Annotated in this window: 20 protein-coding genes; 7 read left to right on the top strand and 13 right to left on the bottom strand. The window is 69.9% G+C overall.

What is annotated here, in order from left to right; all coding sequences use genetic code 11:
- The 3 genes from JRI60_RS06795 (at position 1) to JRI60_RS06785 (ending at position 2,253) form a co-directional block, all read left to right on the top strand.
- A complete protein-coding gene (locus tag JRI60_RS06795; RefSeq protein WP_204225032.1) occupies positions 1 to 1,026 on the top strand; it encodes an inorganic phosphate transporter in 1,026 nt (341 codons plus the stop codon).
- A 97-nt stretch (positions 1,027 to 1,123) separates the two neighbouring features.
- Positions 1,124 to 1,717 carry an MXAN_6521/LA_1396 family lipoprotein gene (locus JRI60_RS06790; RefSeq protein ID WP_204225031.1) on the top strand — a complete coding sequence of 198 codons (594 nt, stop codon included), beginning with the start codon at positions 1,124 to 1,126 and terminating at the stop codon, positions 1,715 to 1,717.
- 5 nt (positions 1,718 to 1,722) lie between these two features.
- Positions 1,723 to 2,253, top strand: coding sequence for an MgtC/SapB family protein (locus JRI60_RS06785; protein ID WP_204225030.1), 531 nt, complete (start codon positions 1,723 to 1,725; stop codon positions 2,251 to 2,253).
- A gap of 115 nt (positions 2,254 to 2,368) precedes the next feature.
- Here the strand turns inward: JRI60_RS06785 and ptsP are convergent, their stop codons facing one another.
- From ptsP to hprK, 8 genes are all read right to left on the bottom strand, one after another.
- Positions 2,369 to 4,132 (bottom strand): phosphoenolpyruvate--protein phosphotransferase, encoded by a 1,764-nt coding sequence (gene ptsP / locus JRI60_RS06780; RefSeq protein WP_204225029.1) that lies wholly within the window; start codon positions 4,130 to 4,132, stop codon positions 2,369 to 2,371.
- Positions 4,133 to 4,173: 41 nt separating this feature from the next.
- A complete protein-coding gene (locus JRI60_RS06775; protein ID WP_204225028.1) occupies positions 4,174 to 4,452 on the bottom strand; it encodes an HPr family phosphocarrier protein in 279 nt (92 codons plus the stop codon).
- Between the two features lie 23 nt (positions 4,453 to 4,475).
- A complete protein-coding gene (locus JRI60_RS06770) occupies positions 4,476 to 5,243 on the bottom strand; it encodes a PTS system mannose/fructose/sorbose family transporter subunit IID (RefSeq protein WP_204225027.1) in 768 nt (255 codons plus the stop codon).
- Positions 5,240 to 5,959 carry a PTS sugar transporter subunit IIC gene (locus JRI60_RS06765; protein ID WP_204225026.1) on the bottom strand — a complete coding sequence of 240 codons (720 nt, stop codon included), beginning with the start codon at positions 5,957 to 5,959 and terminating at the stop codon, positions 5,240 to 5,242. Before JRI60_RS06765 ends, JRI60_RS06770 begins: the two co-directional genes overlap by 4 nt.
- Before the next feature lie 4 nt (positions 5,960 to 5,963).
- Entirely contained in the window at positions 5,964 to 6,449 is a 486-nt protein-coding gene (locus tag JRI60_RS06760) for a PTS sugar transporter subunit IIB (protein ID WP_204225025.1), read from the bottom strand.
- Positions 6,450 to 6,482: 33 nt separating this feature from the next.
- Positions 6,483 to 6,929, bottom strand: coding sequence for a PTS sugar transporter subunit IIA (locus JRI60_RS06755; RefSeq protein WP_204225024.1), 447 nt, complete (start codon positions 6,927 to 6,929; stop codon positions 6,483 to 6,485).
- A gap of 460 nt (positions 6,930 to 7,389) precedes the next feature.
- Positions 7,390 to 8,256: an RNase adapter RapZ gene (rapZ, locus tag JRI60_RS06750; RefSeq protein ID WP_204225023.1), complete on the bottom strand. Its 867-nt coding sequence runs from the start codon at positions 8,254 to 8,256 to the stop codon at positions 7,390 to 7,392.
- Complete coding sequence (gene hprK / locus JRI60_RS06745; protein ID WP_204225022.1) at positions 8,253 to 9,218, bottom strand: HPr(Ser) kinase/phosphatase; 966 nt, start codon at positions 9,216 to 9,218, stop codon at positions 8,253 to 8,255. The genes rapZ and hprK overlap by 4 nt, the downstream gene beginning before the upstream one ends.
- A 49-nt stretch (positions 9,219 to 9,267) precedes the next feature.
- On the opposite strand from hprK, the gene JRI60_RS06740 reads away from it, so the two are divergent.
- From JRI60_RS06740 to JRI60_RS06725, 4 genes are all read left to right on the top strand, one after another.
- Entirely contained in the window at positions 9,268 to 10,734 is a 1,467-nt protein-coding gene (locus tag JRI60_RS06740) for a hypothetical protein (RefSeq protein ID WP_204225021.1), read from the top strand.
- A 62-nt stretch (positions 10,735 to 10,796) separates the two neighbouring features.
- Positions 10,797 to 11,141 (top strand): histidine triad nucleotide-binding protein, encoded by a 345-nt coding sequence (locus tag JRI60_RS06735; protein WP_204225020.1) that lies wholly within the window; start codon positions 10,797 to 10,799, stop codon positions 11,139 to 11,141.
- 64 nt (positions 11,142 to 11,205) lie between these two features.
- Complete coding sequence (locus JRI60_RS06730) at positions 11,206 to 11,961, top strand: YoaK family protein (RefSeq protein WP_204225019.1); 756 nt, start codon at positions 11,206 to 11,208, stop codon at positions 11,959 to 11,961.
- A gap of 1,391 nt (positions 11,962 to 13,352) precedes the next feature.
- Positions 13,353 to 13,712, top strand: a complete 360-nt coding sequence (locus JRI60_RS06725) for a hypothetical protein (RefSeq protein WP_204225018.1) — start codon at positions 13,353 to 13,355, stop codon at positions 13,710 to 13,712.
- A gap of 13 nt (positions 13,713 to 13,725) precedes the next feature.
- On the opposite strand, the gene JRI60_RS06720 is transcribed toward JRI60_RS06725, so the two are convergent.
- The 5 genes from JRI60_RS06720 to JRI60_RS06700 form a co-directional block, all read right to left on the bottom strand.
- Positions 13,726 to 14,520, bottom strand: coding sequence for an ABC transporter ATP-binding protein (locus tag JRI60_RS06720; RefSeq protein ID WP_204228767.1), 795 nt, complete (start codon positions 14,518 to 14,520; stop codon positions 13,726 to 13,728).
- 22 nt (positions 14,521 to 14,542) lie between these two features.
- Positions 14,543 to 17,299: a serine/threonine protein kinase gene (locus JRI60_RS54385; RefSeq protein WP_430384396.1), complete on the bottom strand. Its 2,757-nt coding sequence runs from the start codon at positions 17,297 to 17,299 to the stop codon at positions 14,543 to 14,545.
- A gap of 196 nt (positions 17,300 to 17,495) precedes the next feature.
- Entirely contained in the window at positions 17,496 to 19,181 is a 1,686-nt protein-coding gene (locus JRI60_RS06710) for an FHA domain-containing protein (protein ID WP_204225016.1), read from the bottom strand.
- Positions 19,182 to 19,247: 66 nt separating this feature from the next.
- Complete coding sequence (locus tag JRI60_RS06705) at positions 19,248 to 19,748, bottom strand: ubiquinol-cytochrome c reductase iron-sulfur subunit (RefSeq protein ID WP_204225015.1); 501 nt, start codon at positions 19,746 to 19,748, stop codon at positions 19,248 to 19,250.
- A gap of 5 nt (positions 19,749 to 19,753) precedes the next feature.
- Positions 19,754 to 20,434, bottom strand: coding sequence for a cell surface protein (locus tag JRI60_RS06700; protein WP_204225014.1), 681 nt, complete (start codon positions 20,432 to 20,434; stop codon positions 19,754 to 19,756).
- Position 20,435: the final 1 nt, after the last annotated feature.

The following is a 20,435-nucleotide window of genomic DNA, read 5'->3' as shown; positions in this document are numbered from 1 at the left end:
ATGCTGCTCACCGCTGTCATCCTCATCGTCGCGGTCGCGCTCATCTTCGATTTCATCAACGGCTTCCACGACGCGGCCAACTCCATCGCCACCGTGGTGTCCACGCGCGTGCTGTCGCCGAACCTGGCCGTGGCGTGGGCCGCCTTCTTCAACTTCGTCGCCGCGTTCGGCGGTGGAGTGAAGGTGGCCAACACCATGGGCAAGGGCATCATCGACTTCGAGATGCTGCGCGCCCAGGGTTCGGAAGCCGTGCTGCTGGTCATCTTCTCCGCGTTGATGGGCGCCATCGCCTGGAACCTGCTGACGTGGTGGTGGGGACTGCCCTCCTCGTCCTCGCACGCACTGGCGGGGGGAATGATTGGCGCCACGCTGCCGGTGCTCGGCTTCGCCGGGCTGGTGGGCTCGGGCATCGCGAAGATCGCCGCCTTCATCGTGCTCTCGCCCCTCATCGGCATGCTGCTCGGCACGCTGCTGATGCTGGCGAGCACCTGGACGGTGCACAAGCAGACGCCCCTGAAGGTGGACACCTGGTTCCGGCGGCTGCAGCTCCTGTCCTCGGCCATCTTCTCCTACAGCCACGGTACCAATGACGCGCAGAAGGTGATGGGCATCATCGCGGTGGTGCTCTTCGGCACCATCTGGCGGGACCGGACCTTCCACATCGACTGGTGGATGATCATCTCGTGCCACGCGGCCATCGCCCTGGGCACCTTCTTCGGCGGCTGGCGCATCGTGAAGACGATGGGGCACAGCCTGACGAAGCTGGCGCCCATCGGAGGCTTCGCGGCGGAGACGGGCGGAGGCGTCACCATCATCGCGCTGGCCAAGCTGGGCATCCCCGTGTCCACCACGCACACCATCACCGGCGCCATCGTGGGCGTGGGCTCCACCAAGGGCTGGCGCGCGGTGAAGTGGGGCGTGGCCGGCCGCATCATCTGGGCCTGGGTGTTCACCATCCCCGCCTCGGCGCTCATGGCCGTGCTCGTCTACGGGCTGTCCCGGCTGGTGGTGATGGCCGTGCGGTGAACGGCACGCGCGAGGGCATGCGATTCCAGCCCTCGCGTGGTGTAGAACCGGGCGCCCCCCTCCCGCGCCGGGAGCGGGACCGGGAGACAAAACGACCATGAACCGACTCGCGCTCGTGATGGGACTCGCGCTGCTCGCCGGCTGCGCCACCGTGAAGAACAGCCACGTCCGCCCCGACTACGAGACCGTGGACAAGACCCAGGTCAAGCGTCTGGCCGTGGTCACCCAGCCTCTCCCCGACAACGTCCAGAAGGTGGGCGAGCTGTGGAGCCTCATCGCCCGCCGCTACGTCAACCAGAACCGCGACTTCATCGCCAAGGTCAACACCGCCGTCGACGGCAACCCCGAGGACACCTCCTTCAAGGACCTGTGCGTCGAGGGCATCGAGGGCATTCTCTGGCTCTTCCCCACCGTCAAGCGCACCGGCGCTGGCGTGGAGGCCGCCGTGAAGGCCCAGCTGCTCCGCTGCCGCGATGGTCAGGAGGTCTGGGGCGCCGAGGCCGCCGGCAGCTGGCCCTCCGAGGACGAGCGCTACAAGGAGCTCACCGCCCAGTACACCGGTGAGCTCGGCCCCGACGTCACCCCCTACGTCGCCCCCACCTTCCGCCTCCTCAGCGCCACCCTCGACACCCTCCCCCGCCCGCAGCTCGGTGAGAGCGACGTCGAGGAGAAGATCGAGCTCGGGGAATAGCCACCGTGCCGGACGAAACCACCGCCGTCCTTCGACTCTGCATCGCCTTCGGGCTCGGGTTCGTGCTCGGCCTCGAGCGCGAGCTGCGCGGGCAGGTGGCGGGACTGCGCACCCATATCCTCGTCTGCCTCGGTGCCTGTCTCTTCACCGTGTGCAGCATCCTCGCCGCGCATCCGCTCGAGACCGGCATGCCCCAGGATGTCCGGGCCGACATCACCCGCATCGCCAGCCAGGTCGTCGTCGGCATCGGCTTCCTCGGCGGCGGTGCCATCCTCCGCCACGGCGCCACCATCAAGGGCCTCACCACCGCCGCCAACCTCTGGCTCACCGCGTCCGTCGGCCTCGCCGTTGGATTCGGTTATCCGGTGCTCGCCGCTGTCACCACGGGACTCGCTCTCGTCACCCTCGTCGGCCTGCGCTTCCTGGAGCGAATCATCCGCCGCTTCCGGAAGCAGTTCAGCCTCGCCCCCGAGGACAACCTCGCCGCCCTCTCTCCGGACGGAGAGGGCGCGAACATGGAACGGAAGCGGGATTAGCGAGAACGAGCATCTGGAGTGACACGGGGGCAACCCGCGGGGTCAGATACCCTCACCCCGTCCCTCTCCCAGAAGGAGAGGGGTGGTTGGGTGGTTGGGTGGGTGGGCGGGCTATTCAGTCTATCGAGGCGAAACGCTTGTCCATCTCCGTGCGGATGAAACGCTCGATCTCCTCCGCCGTCGTCAGGTCCATCGCCGTCTCGAGCAACTGTTGCGCCTCCACCCGGCTCGTCTGCCGGATGAAGCTCTTCACCGTCGGAATCTGCCCCGCCGTCATCGACAGCTCGTCGAAGCCCAGTGCCAACAGCACCAGCGCGTACACCGGGTCTCCCGCCATCTCCCCGCACATCGCCACCGGTATCCCCGCGTCCTTCGCCGCCGTCACGATGCTCTTGAGCGAGCGCAGCACCGACAGGTGCAACGGCTTGTACAGGTACGCCACGTCCCGGTTCTGCCGGTCGATCGCCAGCGAGTATTGGATGAGGTCGTTCGTCCCCACCGAGAAGAAGTCCGCCTCCTGCGCCAGTCGGTCCGCGATGAGCGCCGCGCTCGGCGTCTCCACCATGATGCCCACCGGGAAGCGTTTGCCGAGCGGTACGCCCGCCCGTCCCAGCTCCGTGCGGCACGCCTCCAGCTCGCTCCGCGCCTCGCGCAGCTCGCTCATCCCGCAGATGAGCGGGAACATCATCCGCATGTTCCCGTGCACGCTCGCCCGCAGCAGCGCCCTCAGCTGCACCCGGAACAGCTCCCGGTTCGCCAGGCAGTAGCGGATGGCTCGCAGGCCCATCGCCGGGTTGGGCTCCTTCTCGTGCTTGCCCTTCCCCGGCACCTTGTCTCCGCCCAGGTCCAACGTGCGGATGGTGACCGGCCTGCCCCCCATCATCTCCAGCACCTGCCGGTACGCCCGGTAGTGCTCCTCCTCCGTCGGCGGGCTCTTTCGGTCCAGGAACATGAACTCGGTGCGGTACAGGCCAATGCCCTCCGCGCCGTGGTCCAACAGCGATTGGATCTCCTCCGGGAACTCGATGTTCCCCACCAGCCGCATGCGATAGCCATCCGTGCTCTGCGCCGGCAGATCCTTCTCCGACAGCGCCCGCGCCTCGCTCTCCTGGTGCCGGCGCATCGTCTCGTGGAAGAGCGCGAGCTGGTCTTCCGTGGGGTTCACCAGGATGATGCCCCTCGCCCCGTCCATCGCCACCAGATCCCCCGGGGAGATCTGCTCGCTGGCCCGGCCAGCTCCCACCACCGCTGGCGTGGAGCGGGCGCGCGCCACGATGGCCGTGTGGCTCGTCTGCCCTCCCAGGTCCGTGACGAAGCCCGCCACCCGTCCGCTGCGCGCCATCAGCGCCGCGTCCGCCGGCGACAGGTCGTGCGCCACCACCACCGCGTGGTCCGGCAGCGTCACCTCCTCGTCCACTACCTGCCCCAGCAGGTTGCGCACCACCCGGTCCGCCACGTACTCCACGTCCGAGCGCCGCTCCCGGAAGTACTCGTCCGGGATGTTGTCGAAGAGGTGCTTGAGCTTGCGCGCCACCCTCCTCACCGCCCACTCCGCGTTGATGCGGTCCTCCACGATGAGCCGGTTCACCTCGTCCACGAACATCGGATCGTGGAGCATCAACCGGTGCGCCTCGAGGATGAGCGCGTGCTCGGGGCCCTCCGTCTTGGAGATCTGCTCCTTGAGCTCGGAGAGCTGGCGGTCGGACAGCTCCAGCGCCGTCTTCATCCGCATGCGCTCGGGGTCGACCTCGGCCTCGGCCAGCCGAAGCTTGGGCGTGCGCACCCGCTTGCGGTCCAGGATGTAGGCGTGGCCCACCGCCACGCCCGGGGAGGCGCCGATGCCCTTCAGACTCAACGTGGGGGTGGCCTGGCTGCTCACGGTTCCTTCTTCGTCTGCGGCGACTCGCCGCGCGGGGTTGGTCACTTCGACTCGCCGAACCTGTTGGCGATGAGCTTCTGGATGTCCTGCAGGCACGCCTCGGCGTCCTCGCCCTTGCACGTCACCGTCACGTGCATGCCCTGTGCGGCCGCCAGCATCAGCACGCCCATGATGGACTTGGCATTGGCCTTCTGGCCCTCGCACAAGAGCGTCACCTCACTCTTGTAACGGTTGGCCACCTGCACCAACTGCGCCGCCGCCCGGGCATGCAGCCCGAGTGCGTTGATGATTTCGAATGTCCCTTCGGCCACGCTCGACATTGCCAGTCCCTATTCTCCCTCTTCTAAAGGAAGGCTCCGGCCGCACAGGCAAGGCCCGCGGCGAGGTAGAGCACCACGTAGTTGGGAACCCGACGCGACACCAGAAAGTAGGACAGCACCCCCAGGGCCAGGCAGCCCGCGGACAACAGGGGCGCGAACCGGCCCCCCGCGTTGGCACCGAAGGTGACCGCCAGCCAGGCGGCCAGCCCGCCAGCGCACGCCGCCGCCACCGCCCGCAGCCGGGCGCCCCGGGTGGGGAGGTTGGCCCGCGCCACCGCCTCCACCAGCCTGTCCCCCAGTGTCAGTCCCAGCAAGTACAGCCGGGCCCGGAGCGTCAGGTGGACGAGGTTGTAGAGGAAGAGGAAGAGCACCGCCGCCCACGCCGCCAGCACCGGCACCAGCGCCGCGCACACCGCCCCCGTCGCCGGCTTGAGCGACAGCCAGAAGAAGCCGTCCCCCAGCGCCGCCAGCGGCCCCATGAGCGCCGCCTTGAAGGCCACCACCTTGTCCGGTGGCTCCTCGCCCCGGGCAATCCGCTGCTCATGGTAGAGGACGCCTCCCACGATGGCCGCCGCCACGTAGGGGTGGGTGTTGAAGAAGACCAGGTGGCGGCGCACCGCCGTCTCCAGGTCCTGCTTCTCCGGGTAGAGCCGCTCCAGGGCCGGGTAGAGGGCGTAGGCCAGCCCCAGGTTCTGCATGCCCTGCGGGTTCCACGAGGCCTGCAGGAAGAGCGAGCGCAGGAAGACGCGCAGCAGCACTCCCCGGCTGAGCGGCGGGCTGGCCACGCTCATGAACACCCCCGCAGGGTGGTGAGGAGGACGACCACCACGGTGACGACGGCGGCGCCCACGCCCGCATACATGGGGGCGCGCCGGGCATGGCTGCCCTTGGCGGCGAGGGAGGCCGCCACCGAGGCCATGGCGGGATAGGCCCACGCCAGGCCGCGCAGCAGCGGCAGGGGCATCCGCTCCAGCAGCGGACCGATGAAGAAGCCCGCCAGCGCGCACGAGGCCGTCATCGCCCCGAAGAGGACGAAGTGGGGCCACATGCCCCAGAGGTTCTGCTGCATGGCCCGGGTGAGCTGACCGGCCTCGGCCGAGGCCATGGCCTTGCGGGCCAGCCGCGCCGAGTAGCGCTCCAGGGCCCGGTCCACGAGCTGTCCCACGCGCCCCAGCCCCACGAAGAGGAGCACCGCGAGCGACCAGAGGGCCGGGGTGGAGCCCGCGCCGGTGGCCGCCGCCATGGTGGCCGCCGCCGCCGAGGTGCCGGTGGCCGACAGCGTGTCGTTGTCCGGCAGCGAGGCGCCCAGGTTCGCCGTCCCCAGGTGGAAGAGCTCCAGCAGCATGCCCACGAAGAGTCCCGAGGGCACGTCGTTGAGCAGCAGCCCCATGACGGTGGCCGACACCAGGGGACGGGAGAACATGGCCTGGAGGAAGGCCTTGCGCTCCACCGCGACGAGGCCGCCCCAGACGCCAGCGAGCGCCACCTGGGTCCAGCCCACGCTCACGGACTCACCCGGCCTTTCCCCAGCGCTCTTGCAGTTCCGGCAGCTCCACCGGCTTCTCCACCGGCACCGCCCTCGCCTCCACCCGCACCCCCTCGCCCGCCAGCCGCTGCAGTGCCTGCAGCTCCGACTCGGCCAGGAAGACGGACGGGGACACCTGCCGCCGGCCCGTCCCGAAGTGCACGTTGCCCAGGTTGAGCTGATCCACCTTCAACCCGTGCGCCTGGGCGAAGGGCACCGCCGCCACGTCCCGCAGCAGCACCAGCGTCTTCACCGCGTCCTTCGAGATGGCCGCGAAGTCCACCTGCGCCAGGGGGAGGATCTGCACCTCGATGGCGCTCTGCACCGCCAGGGCCATGGCGGCACGCACCAACGGGCTCGAGGCGGCCTCGTCGTCAGCGACGACGACGCGCGAGACCTTCAAGTGGGGGAGCCAGGCCTCGACGACCTGACCATGGATGAGGCGGTTGTCGACGCGGACCAGGGTGATCACGGCAGACTCGAATCGCCCACCCTTGGGGGGCCGTCAAGTTCGCGGCACATCCTGCTGACGCTGCTGCGCCTCGCGCAACAGGGCCGAAGCACAGGTGATGTTGCGCTGGCCGTAGGACATCAACTGGGTGGCCATCTCCGCCAGCGGCATCTCCTCGGAACGCAGGGAGTTGGCCTTCAGGAGCATGGGGAGGTTGACGCCCGCGAGCACTTCCAGCTTACCCGACTGGCAGCGCTCCGAGCACATCATCAGCGACTCCTTACAAGGAGTGCCGCCGAAGAGGTCGGCCATGACGATGACGCCATCGCCCTGGTCCACGCCGCTGACCGCCTGCCGCATCTTCACCCGGAGGTCCTCGACAGAGGTCCCAGGCTCGATGTTGCAGGTCGCCACCGCGGGCAGCTTGCCCACGATCTGCTCAGCGGTCGCCACCAGCTCGTCCGCCAGACGTCCGTGCGATGCCACTACGAGGCCGACCATGATCACCTCTCACCAGCCCCCCCGGGCTGCCTGACTACGCCTGAATGGTGCGATGCGCAACCCCCACCGAAAGTTTCCGCTGGCACCCAAGCCTGCTCCCTACCCCATCCCACCTCCTCTTGCAGGAAGAACGTAAGACAGGTCCCGCCCCACCGCCCACAATTTCACGGCCCAGGAAACGAAAGGCTGTCGGCTGCCAGACGAGGAAGCAGTGCGGGCAGGCGGGAAGGACCCCCCTTCCCCGCGCATCGCCCTCTCGACCAGATGGAGGTCCGTGGACAGGGGTGTGAGGACGGAGGTGGAGGACGCGGGTACGGCCCCCATGTCGGTGGGTGAGCGAGGGCTCAGCCAGCGGGGAACCACCAGCTCAGCTCGAGGACGATCGAGGTGAAGGTGGCGCCCACCACCGAGCCCCCGGGCCCACGGCCCGTGCGCGGGGCGGGAGGGCTGGGAACGGCGCCTACTCCTTCTCGATGTCCCGGTCCCAGAGCTGCACGCGCGGGTGGTCCCCGGACAGACGCTTGCGCAACTCCTCGGCGATGGCCACCGAGCGGTGCTTACCGCCCGTGCACCCCAGCGCCACCGTGAGGTACGCCTTGCCCTCCTTCTGGTAGCGCGGGAAGAGGAACTGGCAGAGGTCCACCACCTTCTCCACGAACTGCTGCGTCTCCTCGCGGTCCAGCACGTACGCGGCCACGCGCGGGTCCTTCCCCGTCAGCCCCTTGAGCTCCGGGACGAAGTACGGGTTGGGCAGGAAGCGCACGTCGAGGACCAGGTCCGCCTGCGGCGGCACGCCGTGACGGAAGCCGAAGCTCATCACCGACAGAGAAGGCCCGCTCGCCGGCTCCGGGTTGAAGCGCGCCTGCACCATGCGCTTGAGGTCGTGCACGTTGAGCGCCGACGAGTCGATGACCTGGTCGGCCATCTCCCGCAGGTCCTTGAGCGCCTCGCGCTCGGCGCGGATGCCCTCGGCCACGCTGCCCGTGGGGGCCAGCGGGTGACGGCGGCGCGTCTCGCTGAAGCGGCGGATGAGGCTCTCGTCGCTGGCGTTCAGGAAGAGCACCTCCACGTGGTGCCCCGCCCGGCGCACCTCGTCGAGCACCCGGGGCGCCTCCTGCAGGAAGATGCCCTCGCGCGCATCCACCACCAGCGCCAGGTGCTCGAACTGGCCGCCACCGGCGAGCTCGGTCAGCTTGGGCAGCAGCAGCACCGGCAGGTTGTCGATGCAGAAGAAGTTGACGTCTTCCAGGGCGCGGATGGCGGTGGACTTGCCCGAACCGGACATGCCCGTGATGACGACGATGTGCTTGGCCGGAGCGGTGCTCACTCGACTTCCTCACCCATGGAGCGGCGCGTCGCCCCTTCGGCGATGGCGCGGTTGAGTCTCTCGGCGAACTCCCTCGCCGAGTGGTGGCCCTGCTGCTTGAGCAGCTGGTTGCGCGCGGCCACCTCGATGATGGTGGTCATGTTGCGGCCCGGGCGCACGGGGACCACCGAGAGCGGGATGTCCACGCCCACGATGCTCATGAACTTGTCCTCCACGCCCAGCCGGTCGTACTCCTGCTGCGGGTCCCACTCGTGCAACTCGATCACGAGCTCGATCTTCTTCCGCTCCCGCACCGAGGCCACGCCGAACAGGTCCTTGATGTTGATGATGCCCAGGCCGCGGATCTCCATGTGGTGACGGATGACGGGGTTGCCCGCGCCATACACCACGCCGGGCCGGCGCCGCGTCACGTCCACGATGTCGTCCGCCACCAGCCGGTGGCCGCGCATCACCAGGTCCAAGGCAATCTCACTCTTGCCGATGCCACTCTTGCCCAGCAGGAGGATGCCCACGCCGAACACGTCCATCAGCACGCCGTGGAGGCTGCTGGACTCGGTGAGCGCCTCCTCCAGGAAGGCCTGAACCTGCTGGATGAAGGAGCTGGAGAGCAGCGGGGTGCGCATCAGCGTGAGCCCCGCCCTCTCGCACGCCTCCACCAGCGCGGGCGGCGGAGCCAGGTCCTTGGTCACCACCACGCAGGCCAGCTCCTCCTTGAAGAGCGAGTCGAGCACCTCGCGCTGGCGCTCCATGGGAAGGGTGCCCAGGAAGGAGACCTCGGTATTGCCGAACACCTGGACCCGGTGCGGATGGAGGTGCTCGGTGAAGCCCGTGAGAGCCAGCCCCGGCTTCTGGATGCGCGAGGAGGTGATGCGGTGTTGCAGCCCACGCTCCCCCGCCACCAGGGTCAGCCGGAGCTCGTACTCGCGGTCTTCGAGGAGTTGGGACACCCGGATTGAGTTCATCGGCAGGGGTGGAATATCACCCGCCGGACCTTTTGCGTGGTGAACCCTCATGTCCGCTCCCACTCCCACCCCTGGAGAATCCACCGAGCGGCCCCTCGCTCGGGCCATCCTCGTGCTGGCGCTCGGGGTGGGAGCCGCACTCCGGGTGTGGTTGGGCCTGTCGAATGACGGCATCTACTGGCCGGACGAGGTCTATCAAAGCCTGGAACCGGCCCACCGTCTCGTCTTCGGCTACGGCCTGCGGGCGTGGGAGTTCATCGAGGGGGCGCGAAACTGGGCCCTGCCCGGGCTGGTGGCGGCCCTGTTCGAGCTGGCCACGTGGGTGGGGCTGGGGGAGCCGCGCGGGTACCTGGGCCTGACGCGAGGCGTCTTCGCGCTGCTCGGCGCGGCCACGGCCTGGGGGAGCTGGCGGCTGGCAAGGGCGTACGGGGCGTCGGCACTGGCCTCGGCGGCGGGGGCCAGCCTCTTCGCGCTCACGGCGGTGCCCCTGTACTTCGCCCCCCGGGCCATGAGCGAGAACGCCTCGGCGCTGCCCGTGGTGCTGGGACTGGCCCTGGCGCTCACCCCGGGGGCCTCGCGGCGCGCGGGGGTGGCCGGGGCCTCGCTGCTGGGGCTGGCCGTGCTGCTGCGCCTGCAGAATGGCGTCTTCTGCGTGGGCCTCCTCGGGGTGCTGGTGGCGCGGCGCGACTGGCGGGGGGCGCGTGATGCGCTGGCCGTGCTCGCCGGGTGGGCCTTCCTCTTCGGGCTGCTGGACCGGCTCACCTGGGGCCGCTGGTTCCACTCGGCCATCGTCTACCTGGACTTCAACCTCCTGCAGGGCAAGGCCGCCCTCTGGGGCACCGCGCCCTTCGAATACTACGGCCGCGTCCTGATGCGCTCCATGGGCGCCGTCACGGTGGTGGGCGTGGGGCTCTCACTGCTCGCGGCGAGGAGGGCCCCGGGCCTGCTGGGCATGGCCGCCGCCTTCTTCCTGCTCCACGCGCTTCAGCCGCACAAGGAGCTGCGCTTCCTGGTGCCCGTGCTGCCCCTGTTCGCCGCGCTCGCCGGCGTGGGGCTGGACGCGGTGCTGCGCCACCTGCCGCCCTCGCCCGCGCGGCTGGCCCTGCCCCTGGCGGTGGTGGCGGTGGCGGGCTTCTCCGGCCTGCGCGTGGGGCGGCTCACCTTCGGGGACCTGGGGCAGTACGAGGACCTGAAGCCCCGGGCGAGCGCCTGGGACGACTTCGGTCCCCTCAACCGGCTGCTCATCACCGCCGGGCGGCTCCCGGACGTGTGCGGCCTGAAGGTGGAGGCGGTGCACCTGGCCTGGACGGGCGGCTACAGCTACTTCCATCGCGACGTGCCCCTCTACGCCCACAACGGCCCGGGACACGCGTCCGGCCACTACAGCCACGTCCTCACCGTGGCGGGAGGGGCGGTCGCGGGCGAGGTGGTGGCCTCCGAGGGCCCGTTCGTCCTCGTGCGGCTGCCGAACACGCGCTGCGCTCCGGACCCGGCCTGGAGCTCGCGTCTCCCGTGAGCCGACGTTCGTACGCGAGGGCCATTCCCACCGCCGCGCCGCGCTGCTAATCCGGAGCGTCTATGTCTGACTGCATCTTCTGCAAGATTCGCGATGGCCACATCCCCGCCAGGGTGTTGCACAAGGACGAGCAGTGCATGGCCCTCGAGGACGTCAATCCCCAGGCCCCCACGCACCTGCTCGTGATTCCCCTGGAGCACATCCCCACGGTGAATGACCTCACGGGGGACCACCGCGAGCTGGTGGGCCACCTGTACCTCACCGCGGCGAAGCTGGCCCACCAGCGGGGAATCGCCGACAAGGGCTACCGGCTGGTGATGAACACGCACCGCGACGCCGGACAGACGGTGTTCCACATCCACCTGCACGTGCTCGGCGGACGCCCCATGGAGTGGCCACCAGGCTAGCTGTCGGTGGAGTGCGCGCGCGTGGTAGAAAGGCATCCACCGTCTCTCCTGGGATGCCGTAGCCATGTTCAGCGCCGCGACCTCGTCGCGCAACCGCCTGGCGTATTCCACACTCGCCCTGCTGCTGGCCGGGGCGGCGGGAGCGGTCAACGCCACCAGCTTCTTCGCCTTCGGCCAGCACCTCACCCACATGACGGGGCACGTCTCCGCGGTGGGCGAGGCGGTCGCGACGGGACGGTGGAGCGGCGCGCTCGTGGCCGGCAAGCTGGTTCTCGCCTTCGTCGTGGGTGCCATCACCGCCGCGGCGCTGCTGGATGCCTCGCGCCACCGGCGGCGCGGCCGCCACACCCCGGCCCTCTTCGTGGAGATGGTGACCCTGGGCGCCATCGGCCTCTGGACGCACGAGCACCCCGAGAGCAACGAGCCCACGCTCATGTGGGGCCTGGCCTTCGCCATGGGGCTGCAGAACGCGCTCGTCACCCGGGTCTCGGGCGCGGTGGTGCGCACCACCCACCTCACCGGAGTGCTCACCGACATCGGCATTCAACTGGTGCGCATGGTCGTCTGGGTGCGCGACGGCGTGCGCGAGCGCGGTCTGCTCGGCCTCTGGCACAAGGTGCGTGAGTTGCCCTCGGCCGAGCAGTTCGAGCGCACCCGGCTCCACCTGGGACTGGTGCTCGCGTTCCTGAGTGGCAGTGTGCTCGGCTCGGCCCTCTTCCTGCGCATCGGCGCGCCCGCCATGGCCACCCCGTGCGTCGTGCTGCTCCTGGTGATGGCGCTCGACGTCAGCCCCGCCGGGGCCCGCGCGCCCGCCACCTGAGCGGGAGGAGGTTCGAGGCAGGCCTCGTCCACCTCAAAAGTCTGGCTCGCACGTCCAGGGCTGACCGTCCGAATCGCGGCGGCATTTCTGGTGGGGTTCACATGCTCCGGGGACGTCCGGGTCACACGGCGTCCGGCACCTGGACTGATGACAGACGAGCCCCTCGGGACAAGAGCGCCCACCCGAGCCGCAGAACGTGACGCACTCCATCCAGGCTTCGCCTGGACGGTTTGGAGGCTCGCGCACCAGACACTTCTGTCCCTCGGGGCAAGACCGCTGCTGACAGTTCTGGCCGCGAACCGCGGCGCACACCGAAGCAAGCTTGTCGGCCCGGATGCACTGCTGACCTTCTGGACAAGACCGGCCCTCACACGTGGGCAGGCAGGAAGGGCCGTAAAGGCTGTCGTTGCAGAAGAATCCCTCGGTGCAGCTCGCGGGCTCCTCCAACCGGCAGGGGCGGCCACACCGTCCCTGACAGGAAAGCCCCGGCCCACACCCATACTCACGTGTGTCGGATGATGCCAGGCAGGGCTCTCCCTCCCTCCTGACCCCCACGAGCGCACAGATGCGGACCCGGGAAACGCCATCCCGCAGAGGCATGATGCGGCAGGTGAATCCCTCCGAGCAGTCCTGGTCCGTCACGCACCTGCTGTCGGTACAGTAGCTCGTCATGAATCGCGTATCGAAGAGACAGCCGAGCGGAGACTCACACTCATCGCTCCTCTGACATTGGCGTCCATAGGTCAGCAGGCCCTGGCGTTCCCCGGGAGAAAGCATCGGGATCATCCTCGGGTCCGAAGCCTGTCGCGCCCCTCGGTTGAAGAGCGTGAGGAGCAACCCGGCCAACGGCGCCACGAGAAGCAGCCCGACAAGAATGGCGAGCGGCATACGCCACTTCATTGGTAGATGACCCGGCATTTTGGCGGGCACTCGAGCGACTCCCAGGCTTCAGGATTCGCACAGAGTGCCCTCCAGGTAGGTACATCCAGGGGGCAATCCTCCTCGTGCAGCATCTCGTCGATGTCCTGGGCCGTGGCCCGATCGATGGTGCCTCCCCGTCCCCATGCGTGTGGACATCCCGTGCAGACAGCCAGCAGCAGCGTCGAACAAGCGATGAGTCGCCAATTCATACACCCCCTGGGGAAGACGAGGAGTATAGGGTAACAGGAGCAGGGTCGACGGCTCGTGAGCCCAGGGTTCCCTGACAGCGCTTCACCTGCTCGTGCGGGCCATCGGGCAGGATGATGCGCGCGAGCACCAGCGCGTCACCAGGAAGAAGCCTGGCGAGGAAGCCCTCGCCGGGCGGGCGCTCCTTCCCGGCGTGGTCCCTCTCCTGTCCATCCCTACCTTCCATGAAAGGAAGTGGACGGATTTCCCTCAGGAGAGAGACGATGAAGCGCTGGTTGGGATGGACGGTCGTTCTGGGGCTGGGTGGAGCGCTCGCCGCGGGTTGCGTCCAGAATCAGGAGCAGGGCGCCAAGGTAATGGGCCCGCCCTACACGCCCGAGCAACAGAAGTACAAGTCGCCCCCCGGCTCGGACGCCGAGAGCCCTCAGGGTGGCTCCGGCAGCGCGGGGCTTTCCACCGGCGACCGATGGCAGACCCACCCGGACTCCGCGGCGCGGGAAGACCAGGGGCCCTACATGCTCAGCCAGCCCCAACCGGTGCCCCGCGAGCGCAGGGCCGCGCCCCTGGGCGTGGGCTCGGGCACGGACTCGGCCCGGAAGATGGCCATGGACCAACTGAAGTAGGTGTCAGGGCACGCTAGCGACGCTCGGCCGGCCCTCGTGCCCGCGGGGCGAACAGGCGCGCTCCCGAGGGCGCGCTCGCCATCTCCATGGGCACACCGTACAGGGCCTCGAGCCGCTCGCGTTGGAGCACGTCCGACGCGGGGCCCTGGGCCAGCACCAATCCGTCACGCATCAGCAGCACGTGCGTGGCGAAGGCCGCCGCGAGGTTGACGTCGTGGAGCACCGCCACCGCGCCCAGGCCCGCGTCCACCCGCTCGCGCACGCGCTCCAGCGCCCCCACCTGGTGGGCCACGTCCAGGAAGGCCGTGGGCTCATCCAGCAGCAACAGCCTCGGTTGCTGCACCAGCCCGCGCGCCAGCAGCAGCATCCGGCGCTCGCCTCCGGACATGGCCTCGCAGGAGCGCTCCGCCAGGTAGGCCACCTCGAGCTCCTCCATCACCTCCCGCGCCAGCGCCTCGTCGCTCGCCGAGGTGAGCCCCCACAGTCCCAGGTGCGGGCTGCGCCCCATCAGCACCAGCTCCAGTCCGCTGAAGCCCTCGGCCGACTCGACGGTCTGTGGCACCCACGCCACCTGCCGCGCCAACGCCCGCGCCTCCCACTCCGAGCGATCCCGCCCCAGCAGCCGGATGACTCCGCGCGTCCAGGGCATCGCTCCGAGCACGCTTCGCAGCAACGTGCTCTTGCCCGTGCCGTTGGGCCCGAGCACCGCCCACAGCTCTCCCGCACGCACGGCGCAGTCCACGCCCCGCAGCACGGGCGAGGGCCCATAACCGGCGCTCAGTCCCTGGATGTCGAGGAGCGTGTCCACCACGTGTCGGGAGGGCCTCGGCCTACGAGCCGTTCTTCTTCTTCTGGATGTCCCGGTACAGCGCCTTCACCTTGCCGAGCACCTCGGCGTCCTCGACGTCACCCAGGCCCACCACCTCGGCCTCCAGGTTCTCGTAGCGGCTGCACAGGAACTCGAGGTTCTCGCAGGCGTGGATCTTCGTGAGCGCCTTGTAGGCGGTGCGCGTGCGCGCCCACTCCTTCATCAGCATCGACTGGGGCGCACGCGAGGAGATGCCACCCGTGCGCTTGCCGCGCTGGGAGGGGCGCTTGACGGGAGCGGATGCCGCCGCGTCGTTGGACGCGGACGAGAGCGGAGCGAGGTTGGTGTCCGTGTCCGACTCCGTGTCGGGAGCCACGGCGAGCGTCCCCTCCGGAGCGGTGGCGGGCGGTCCCGCATCCCCCACCTCGGAGGTCCCCGCGTCAGCGGCCACGGCCTCGAGTGTGGCCACGGTGTCTGGCCCTCCGGCGGAGCCCGACTCCTCCGCGACAACCTCGATGGGAGCCGGCTCCGAGGGCTCGTGGGCCTGAGAGGACGAAGGGGCCGACGGCGACGGAACCAGGCCCGCCTTGGTGCCCGGCGGAGACAGGGGGCGCGGGGCCGGAGGCTTCACCGACTCCGACTGGCGCTGCTTGAAGAGGAGGACGGCCCCCACGCAGCTCCCCAGCAACAGGACGAGTCCCAGGGAGATCCACACCCACGAGCGCCTGGGCCGCTGGGGCATGGCCGTGCGCCTGGTGATTTCGTGCGAAGGCGGCCGGACCTCTTTCTCGGTGCGCTCCCCGGAGTCGTTCTCCGCCGCCCTGTTCCGGGAGGGAACGGGCGCCATCCTCGGAGAGGACTGCGGACGTGGGGAGACGGCGGGGAGGCCCGTCGAGGTCGTGCGGCGACGGGCTCCACGTGCACCGGACCGTGGCCTGCCACCCTGGGACACCTCTTCCTGCTCCGTTTCCTGGAAGAGCGACTGATCCAGCACCACGCGCGGCTGCGTGTCCTCGTGGTAGACGTCCGGCAGGGAGATGCGCGGCTGCGTGTCCTCGTGCGCGATGGACGACAGATGGATGCGCGGCTGCGTGTCCTCCAGGCGCACGTCCACCTCGGGCGGGCTCTCCTCGGCGGGCAGCTCGCCCTCGCCCTGCTCGTCCTCCTGGGGCAGGTCCTGCTCCCGGGTCTCGACTTCCTCCCCGGCCTGGGCCTCCTCCCACGACATGTCCGAGGACGGGTCCTGCTCCGCGTTCCACGCGGGCAACTCCTCTCCCGTATCCTCATACGACTCGGCCAGCTCCTCCCGCACCTCCCCCGGCGACTCGTGGGCGTCCGGCCCTTCCTCCAGACCGAGCTGCGGCGACCAGGCCGGGGTGTCCTCGATGGCCACCGGAGCGGGCGGCGGAGGCGCGGCGGGCGTGGCCCGCGCGGTGGGTGCCGTCACGCCGGGCGGAATGGAGGCCCGCAGCATGGCGGTGGATACCGGCACCTCGCGCGTCGGAGTGGTCGAGCGCGACGCACCGAGCGGCACCGGCGTGGAGACCCTGGGGGTGGCGGGCGCAGTGAGGCCCGACACATCCACCGTGGGCGAGCCCCCGGGTGAGGGCGACGACGCGCGGCCGCGCGCGGACTCCTCGATGGCCTCCACGGCGACGGCGGGCCGGGTGGGCTCCTCCACCACGACGGCCGGCCGTGTCTCGCCCTCGTCGCGCGCGGGACCACCGTCGCGCGTGCGCGGCGTGGGCCGGAAGGACAGCGGCTCCACGGGACCATCCAGCCGGATCGTCTTCGGCGGCAGCGTGGAGGCGGCTCTCGGCGCAGCGCCCTCCGGCATGTCGATCACCACCTGCTCCGGCTCGGCCGGGCGCCCCGCTTCCTTGAGGCTCGCGAGCAGCCGCCGCTCGCCCTGGTACTCGGAACCGAAGAGCTCATGCATGTACCGGCTGACGCTCTCGGGGCCCGCTCCCGGGTCCAGCTCCAGCATGCAGGCGGTCAACCTGCCGCGCAGTTCCTCCGCCGTCTGGAAGCGCTGCGCGGGGTCCACCGCCAGCGCCTTCATCACCAGTTGCGCCACCGCGGGCGGCGCGGACGGCATCACCTCGCCCAGGGGCCGGATGGCTGGCTGCACCACCGCGGACATCAGCTCGCCGGGAGGCAGCAGGTCGAAGGGGTTCCTCCCGGAGATCAGCTCGTACAGACACAGGCCCACCGCGTACAGGTCGCTGCGCCTGTCCACCGGCTGGTGCCGCGCCTGCTCCGGCGACATGTAGAGGAACTTGCCGAGGATGATGCTCGGGTTCGTCTTCGCCGCGCTCAGCCGGCTCTTGGCCAGGCCGAAGTCGATGACCTTCACCTCCCCCTCGTAGGAGATGAGGATGTTCTGCGGCGAGATGTCCCGGTGCACGAGGTTCAGCTCGCCCTCGTCATCGCCCTTCTTGCGGTGCGCGTACGCGAGCGCGTCCAGCACCCGGCCCATCACGAACAGCACGAAGGTGAGGGGCAGCGGCTTCTGCCTGTCGCGCGCCCTCGCCGCCACCTTGCGCAGGTCCTTGCCGTCCACGTACTCGAGGGCCATGTACGCTTCGCCCTCGTGCAGCCCCATGTCCAGCACCTGCGCGATGGAGCCGTGCGTCAGCTTCACCAGCGTGCGCGCCTCGCCCACGAAGCGCTCGACGAACTCGGGGTCCGCCGCCAGCTGCGGCAATATCTTCTTGATGACGCACAGCTTCTCGAAGCCCTGCACGCCCTCCAGCCGCGCCAGGAAGATCTCCCCCATGCCGCCCGTGGCCAGCTGGGACAGCAACGTGTAGCGGCCGAACGGGACCGGCCGGAACGGACGCAGTCGAGCGTTCGAAGACGTGGGGTTCATGCCGGACGCGGGGCGATCATGCTCGGGTGGGGGGTGGCCATGCTCGCATGGAGCCGGGTCCAAGTGCGAGTCTCAACCCGCCCTACACCCACCTACACACCCATCAACGCACACCGGGGTTGGTGAGCTGGGGGATTTCCTCGTCCACCACCTCGAAGGCGGCGACCTTGTCGCGAGGAGGGCGGATGAGGCGCTCGCCCAGGGGCATGACGTCGAAGCGGGCACCGATGACGGCCAGCGTCTTGCCGGTGATGAGCACCTGCCCGGGCATGGCGGTGCCGGCCAACCACGAGGCGACATGCACCCCCTCGCCGACGGCCGTGTACGAGGGACGGGAGTCGGGGCCCACCATGCCCACCATGGCGCGGCTGGTGCTGATGCCGATGCGCAGCTCGCACCGCTCGTCCATGGGGCGGCGGGCCATGTGGCGCTCCCAGTCGGCCCGCAGGGCGAGCGCGGCGCGCACGGCGCGCACGGCGTCATCGGGCCTGGCGTAGGGCGCGCCGAAGAGGGCACGCAGCGACTCACCGACGAAGGCCTCCACCGTGCCCTCGAAGCTGAAGACGAGGCCCCCCAGGCGCGAGTGGAAGTCGTTGAGCAGCACGGTGGCGCGCGCGGTGCCGACGCGGGGGCACAGCGCGCCGAAGCCGACGAGCTCCGCGTGGACGACGGTGAGGTTGCGCTCCTCCAGGCCGGGCAGCTTGCCGCCGGCGCGCTGGGCCTCGGACGCGCGTCGCTCGACCATCTCCGGGCCGTGGAAGCGCTCCAGGTGGTGGCGCAGGGTCTGGCCCGCCGAAGTGGAGGAGAACTTCTGCACGCCAGTGGCCACCAGGTGCGCCACGGCGGTGCAGGCATCGAGCATGACCTCCAGCTCGGTGTCGTTCCTGGCGGAGGTGTTGACGTAGAGGACGCCGGCGAAGGGCGCCTCCAGCCCGATGGGGATGCAGAGCACCCGGTCCACGCCGTAGAGGATGACGCTCTCGCGGCTGGCGAAGCGGCGGTCGTCGCGCACGTCGCCCACCAGGAGCGCGCGGCCCTGGCGCAGGGCCTCGTCGACGATGCCATCGGAGACGGGGACCTCGCCCTTGGCGAGCGCGCCGCGGTGGCGCACGGCGGCGGGCACCAGCACGCCGGTGGGGTGACGCAGCAGCACCACGGCGGTGGTGGCGCCGATGCGCTCGAGCACCCGGTCCATGGTGGTCTCGAGGAAGGCCGTCAGGTTGGAGGCGGTGGCGAGCGCCTCGGCGGTGTGGAAGAGGAGGACGAGCGTCTCGTAGGCGCCGCGCGGGCCGGTGGGCGGAGCCGGCGCGATGGGCGCCGCGGTGGCGGGCGTGCCGTCATCCAGGGGGCCGGAGAAGTTGTCGAGCGCCCGCAGCAGCTCCACGCTCTTGACGTTCTTGGCGAGGATGACGGAGGGCCCCACGTCATCGCCATGACCGAAGCGGCGCACGCCCCCGGCGCCCAGATCCACCATCTCCGTGGCGGCGTTCTCCACCTTGTCGGGCTGGCGGACGGAGAGGGTGTTCTCCCCCAGGGAGATGGTGTCGCCGGGTTGCAGATCGATGCTGCCCTGGAGGGGCGAGCCGTTGACGCGACTGCCGTTGCGGCTGCCGAGGTCCTCGATGGACAGGGAATCGCCTTCCACCACGAGGCGGGCGTGCCGGCGCGAGACGAGATCGCCCCCCAGAACGATGTCGTTCTCATCCGCGCGGCCGAGGTGCGTGATGCCCTCTGGCAACTCGTAGGCGGTGTCGAAGTACCCCGGACCGTTGATGATGATCTGCCACATCGCGGCGGGGAGATTACACGACCCGGCCCACCTCCGCGTCCCTTGACACGCGAGTCAAAACTGACATCACCGAGGCCGGTGGAGCCACACCGACTCCCCCACCCGCACCGCCTTGAAGGACTGGAGCGGGCGGGTGGCGGGACCGCGCAGCACCCGGCCGTCCTCGCCGAAGCGCGAGCCGTGGCACGGGCACTCCAGGAGGGACTCACCGGGAACGTAGGTGACATGGCAGTCACCGTGCGTGCAGATGTGCCAGACGGCGGCGAAGCAGCCCGACGCGGTGTGCAGCACCAGCGCGTCGAGCAGGGCGTCGGGGCGGCGCACCACCGCCGAGCCACCCCGCGCGCGCAGCTCGGGGTGGTCGGAGAGCTTCACCTCCACCCAGCCGTCCTCGGGGCGGCCGGGCGAGACACCGCAGACCTGCTCATCGGAGAGCACGGTGGCCTCGCGCCACTCGGGGCCGCAGCCGGCGCAGAGGGCGGCGAGAGCACAGGTGCCCTGGAGCAGCGAGCCGAGCACGGCCCGCCGCTCCACCCGCGACTCCGAGTCCGGAGGAGGGCGGGACATGCGCGTCACCTCCACTCGCAGATGGGCGAGCCGTTCACCACCGCGACCGCGTCCAGGTCGAACCCGCCCGCGGAGGAGCCATAGGAGTTGGACCCGCTGTCACGGATGCGGATGAAGCGGGCCCGGGCCACGCCGAGGGCAGACAGGTCGAAGCCATCACCGCCCGCCATGGCCGGGTCGGTGGGGCTGATGCCATTCTCCGGTGAAGAGCTCACCGGCTTCACGCCCGCGCAGCCGGGATAGCCACCGGCCCTGTTCGTGGGGTCGCAGGGGAAGTCGCGCCACGTCTGGCCGTCCTCGCTCACCGAGACCACGCCCGTCTCCGCGAAGTACCCGAAGGGGTTCTCGAAGACGAGCAGGTCCACACCGGGCCCATCCACCACGCCGATGTCGGTGAGCTCGAGGACGATCTCCCCGCTCCTACCGAGGGAGAGCACGTGCAGCGAGCCCATGCCGGAGCCCGTCCCGTGGGGAGGCCCGAGCACGATGTCCGGGTAGCCGTCCTGACCGAAACCAGCCTCCTCCCCGGGAGAGAAGGACACGACCTTGTCCGCGAACGGGTCGTTGTCGCTCTGGCACACCAGGACCTGGGGGGGCTCCTCCTCGGAGGGACCCCCGCAGCCCACGGCGAGCAGGGACATGACGAGCCAGGCGCTCCAGCGAGCCACGGTGCCGTGCGTCCTCATG

The organism is Archangium violaceum (assembly GCF_016887565.1).
GTDB lineage: Bacteria > Myxococcota > Myxococcia > Myxococcales > Myxococcaceae > Archangium > Archangium violaceum_B.
This window is presented reverse-complemented; position numbering and strand designations above follow the sequence as displayed.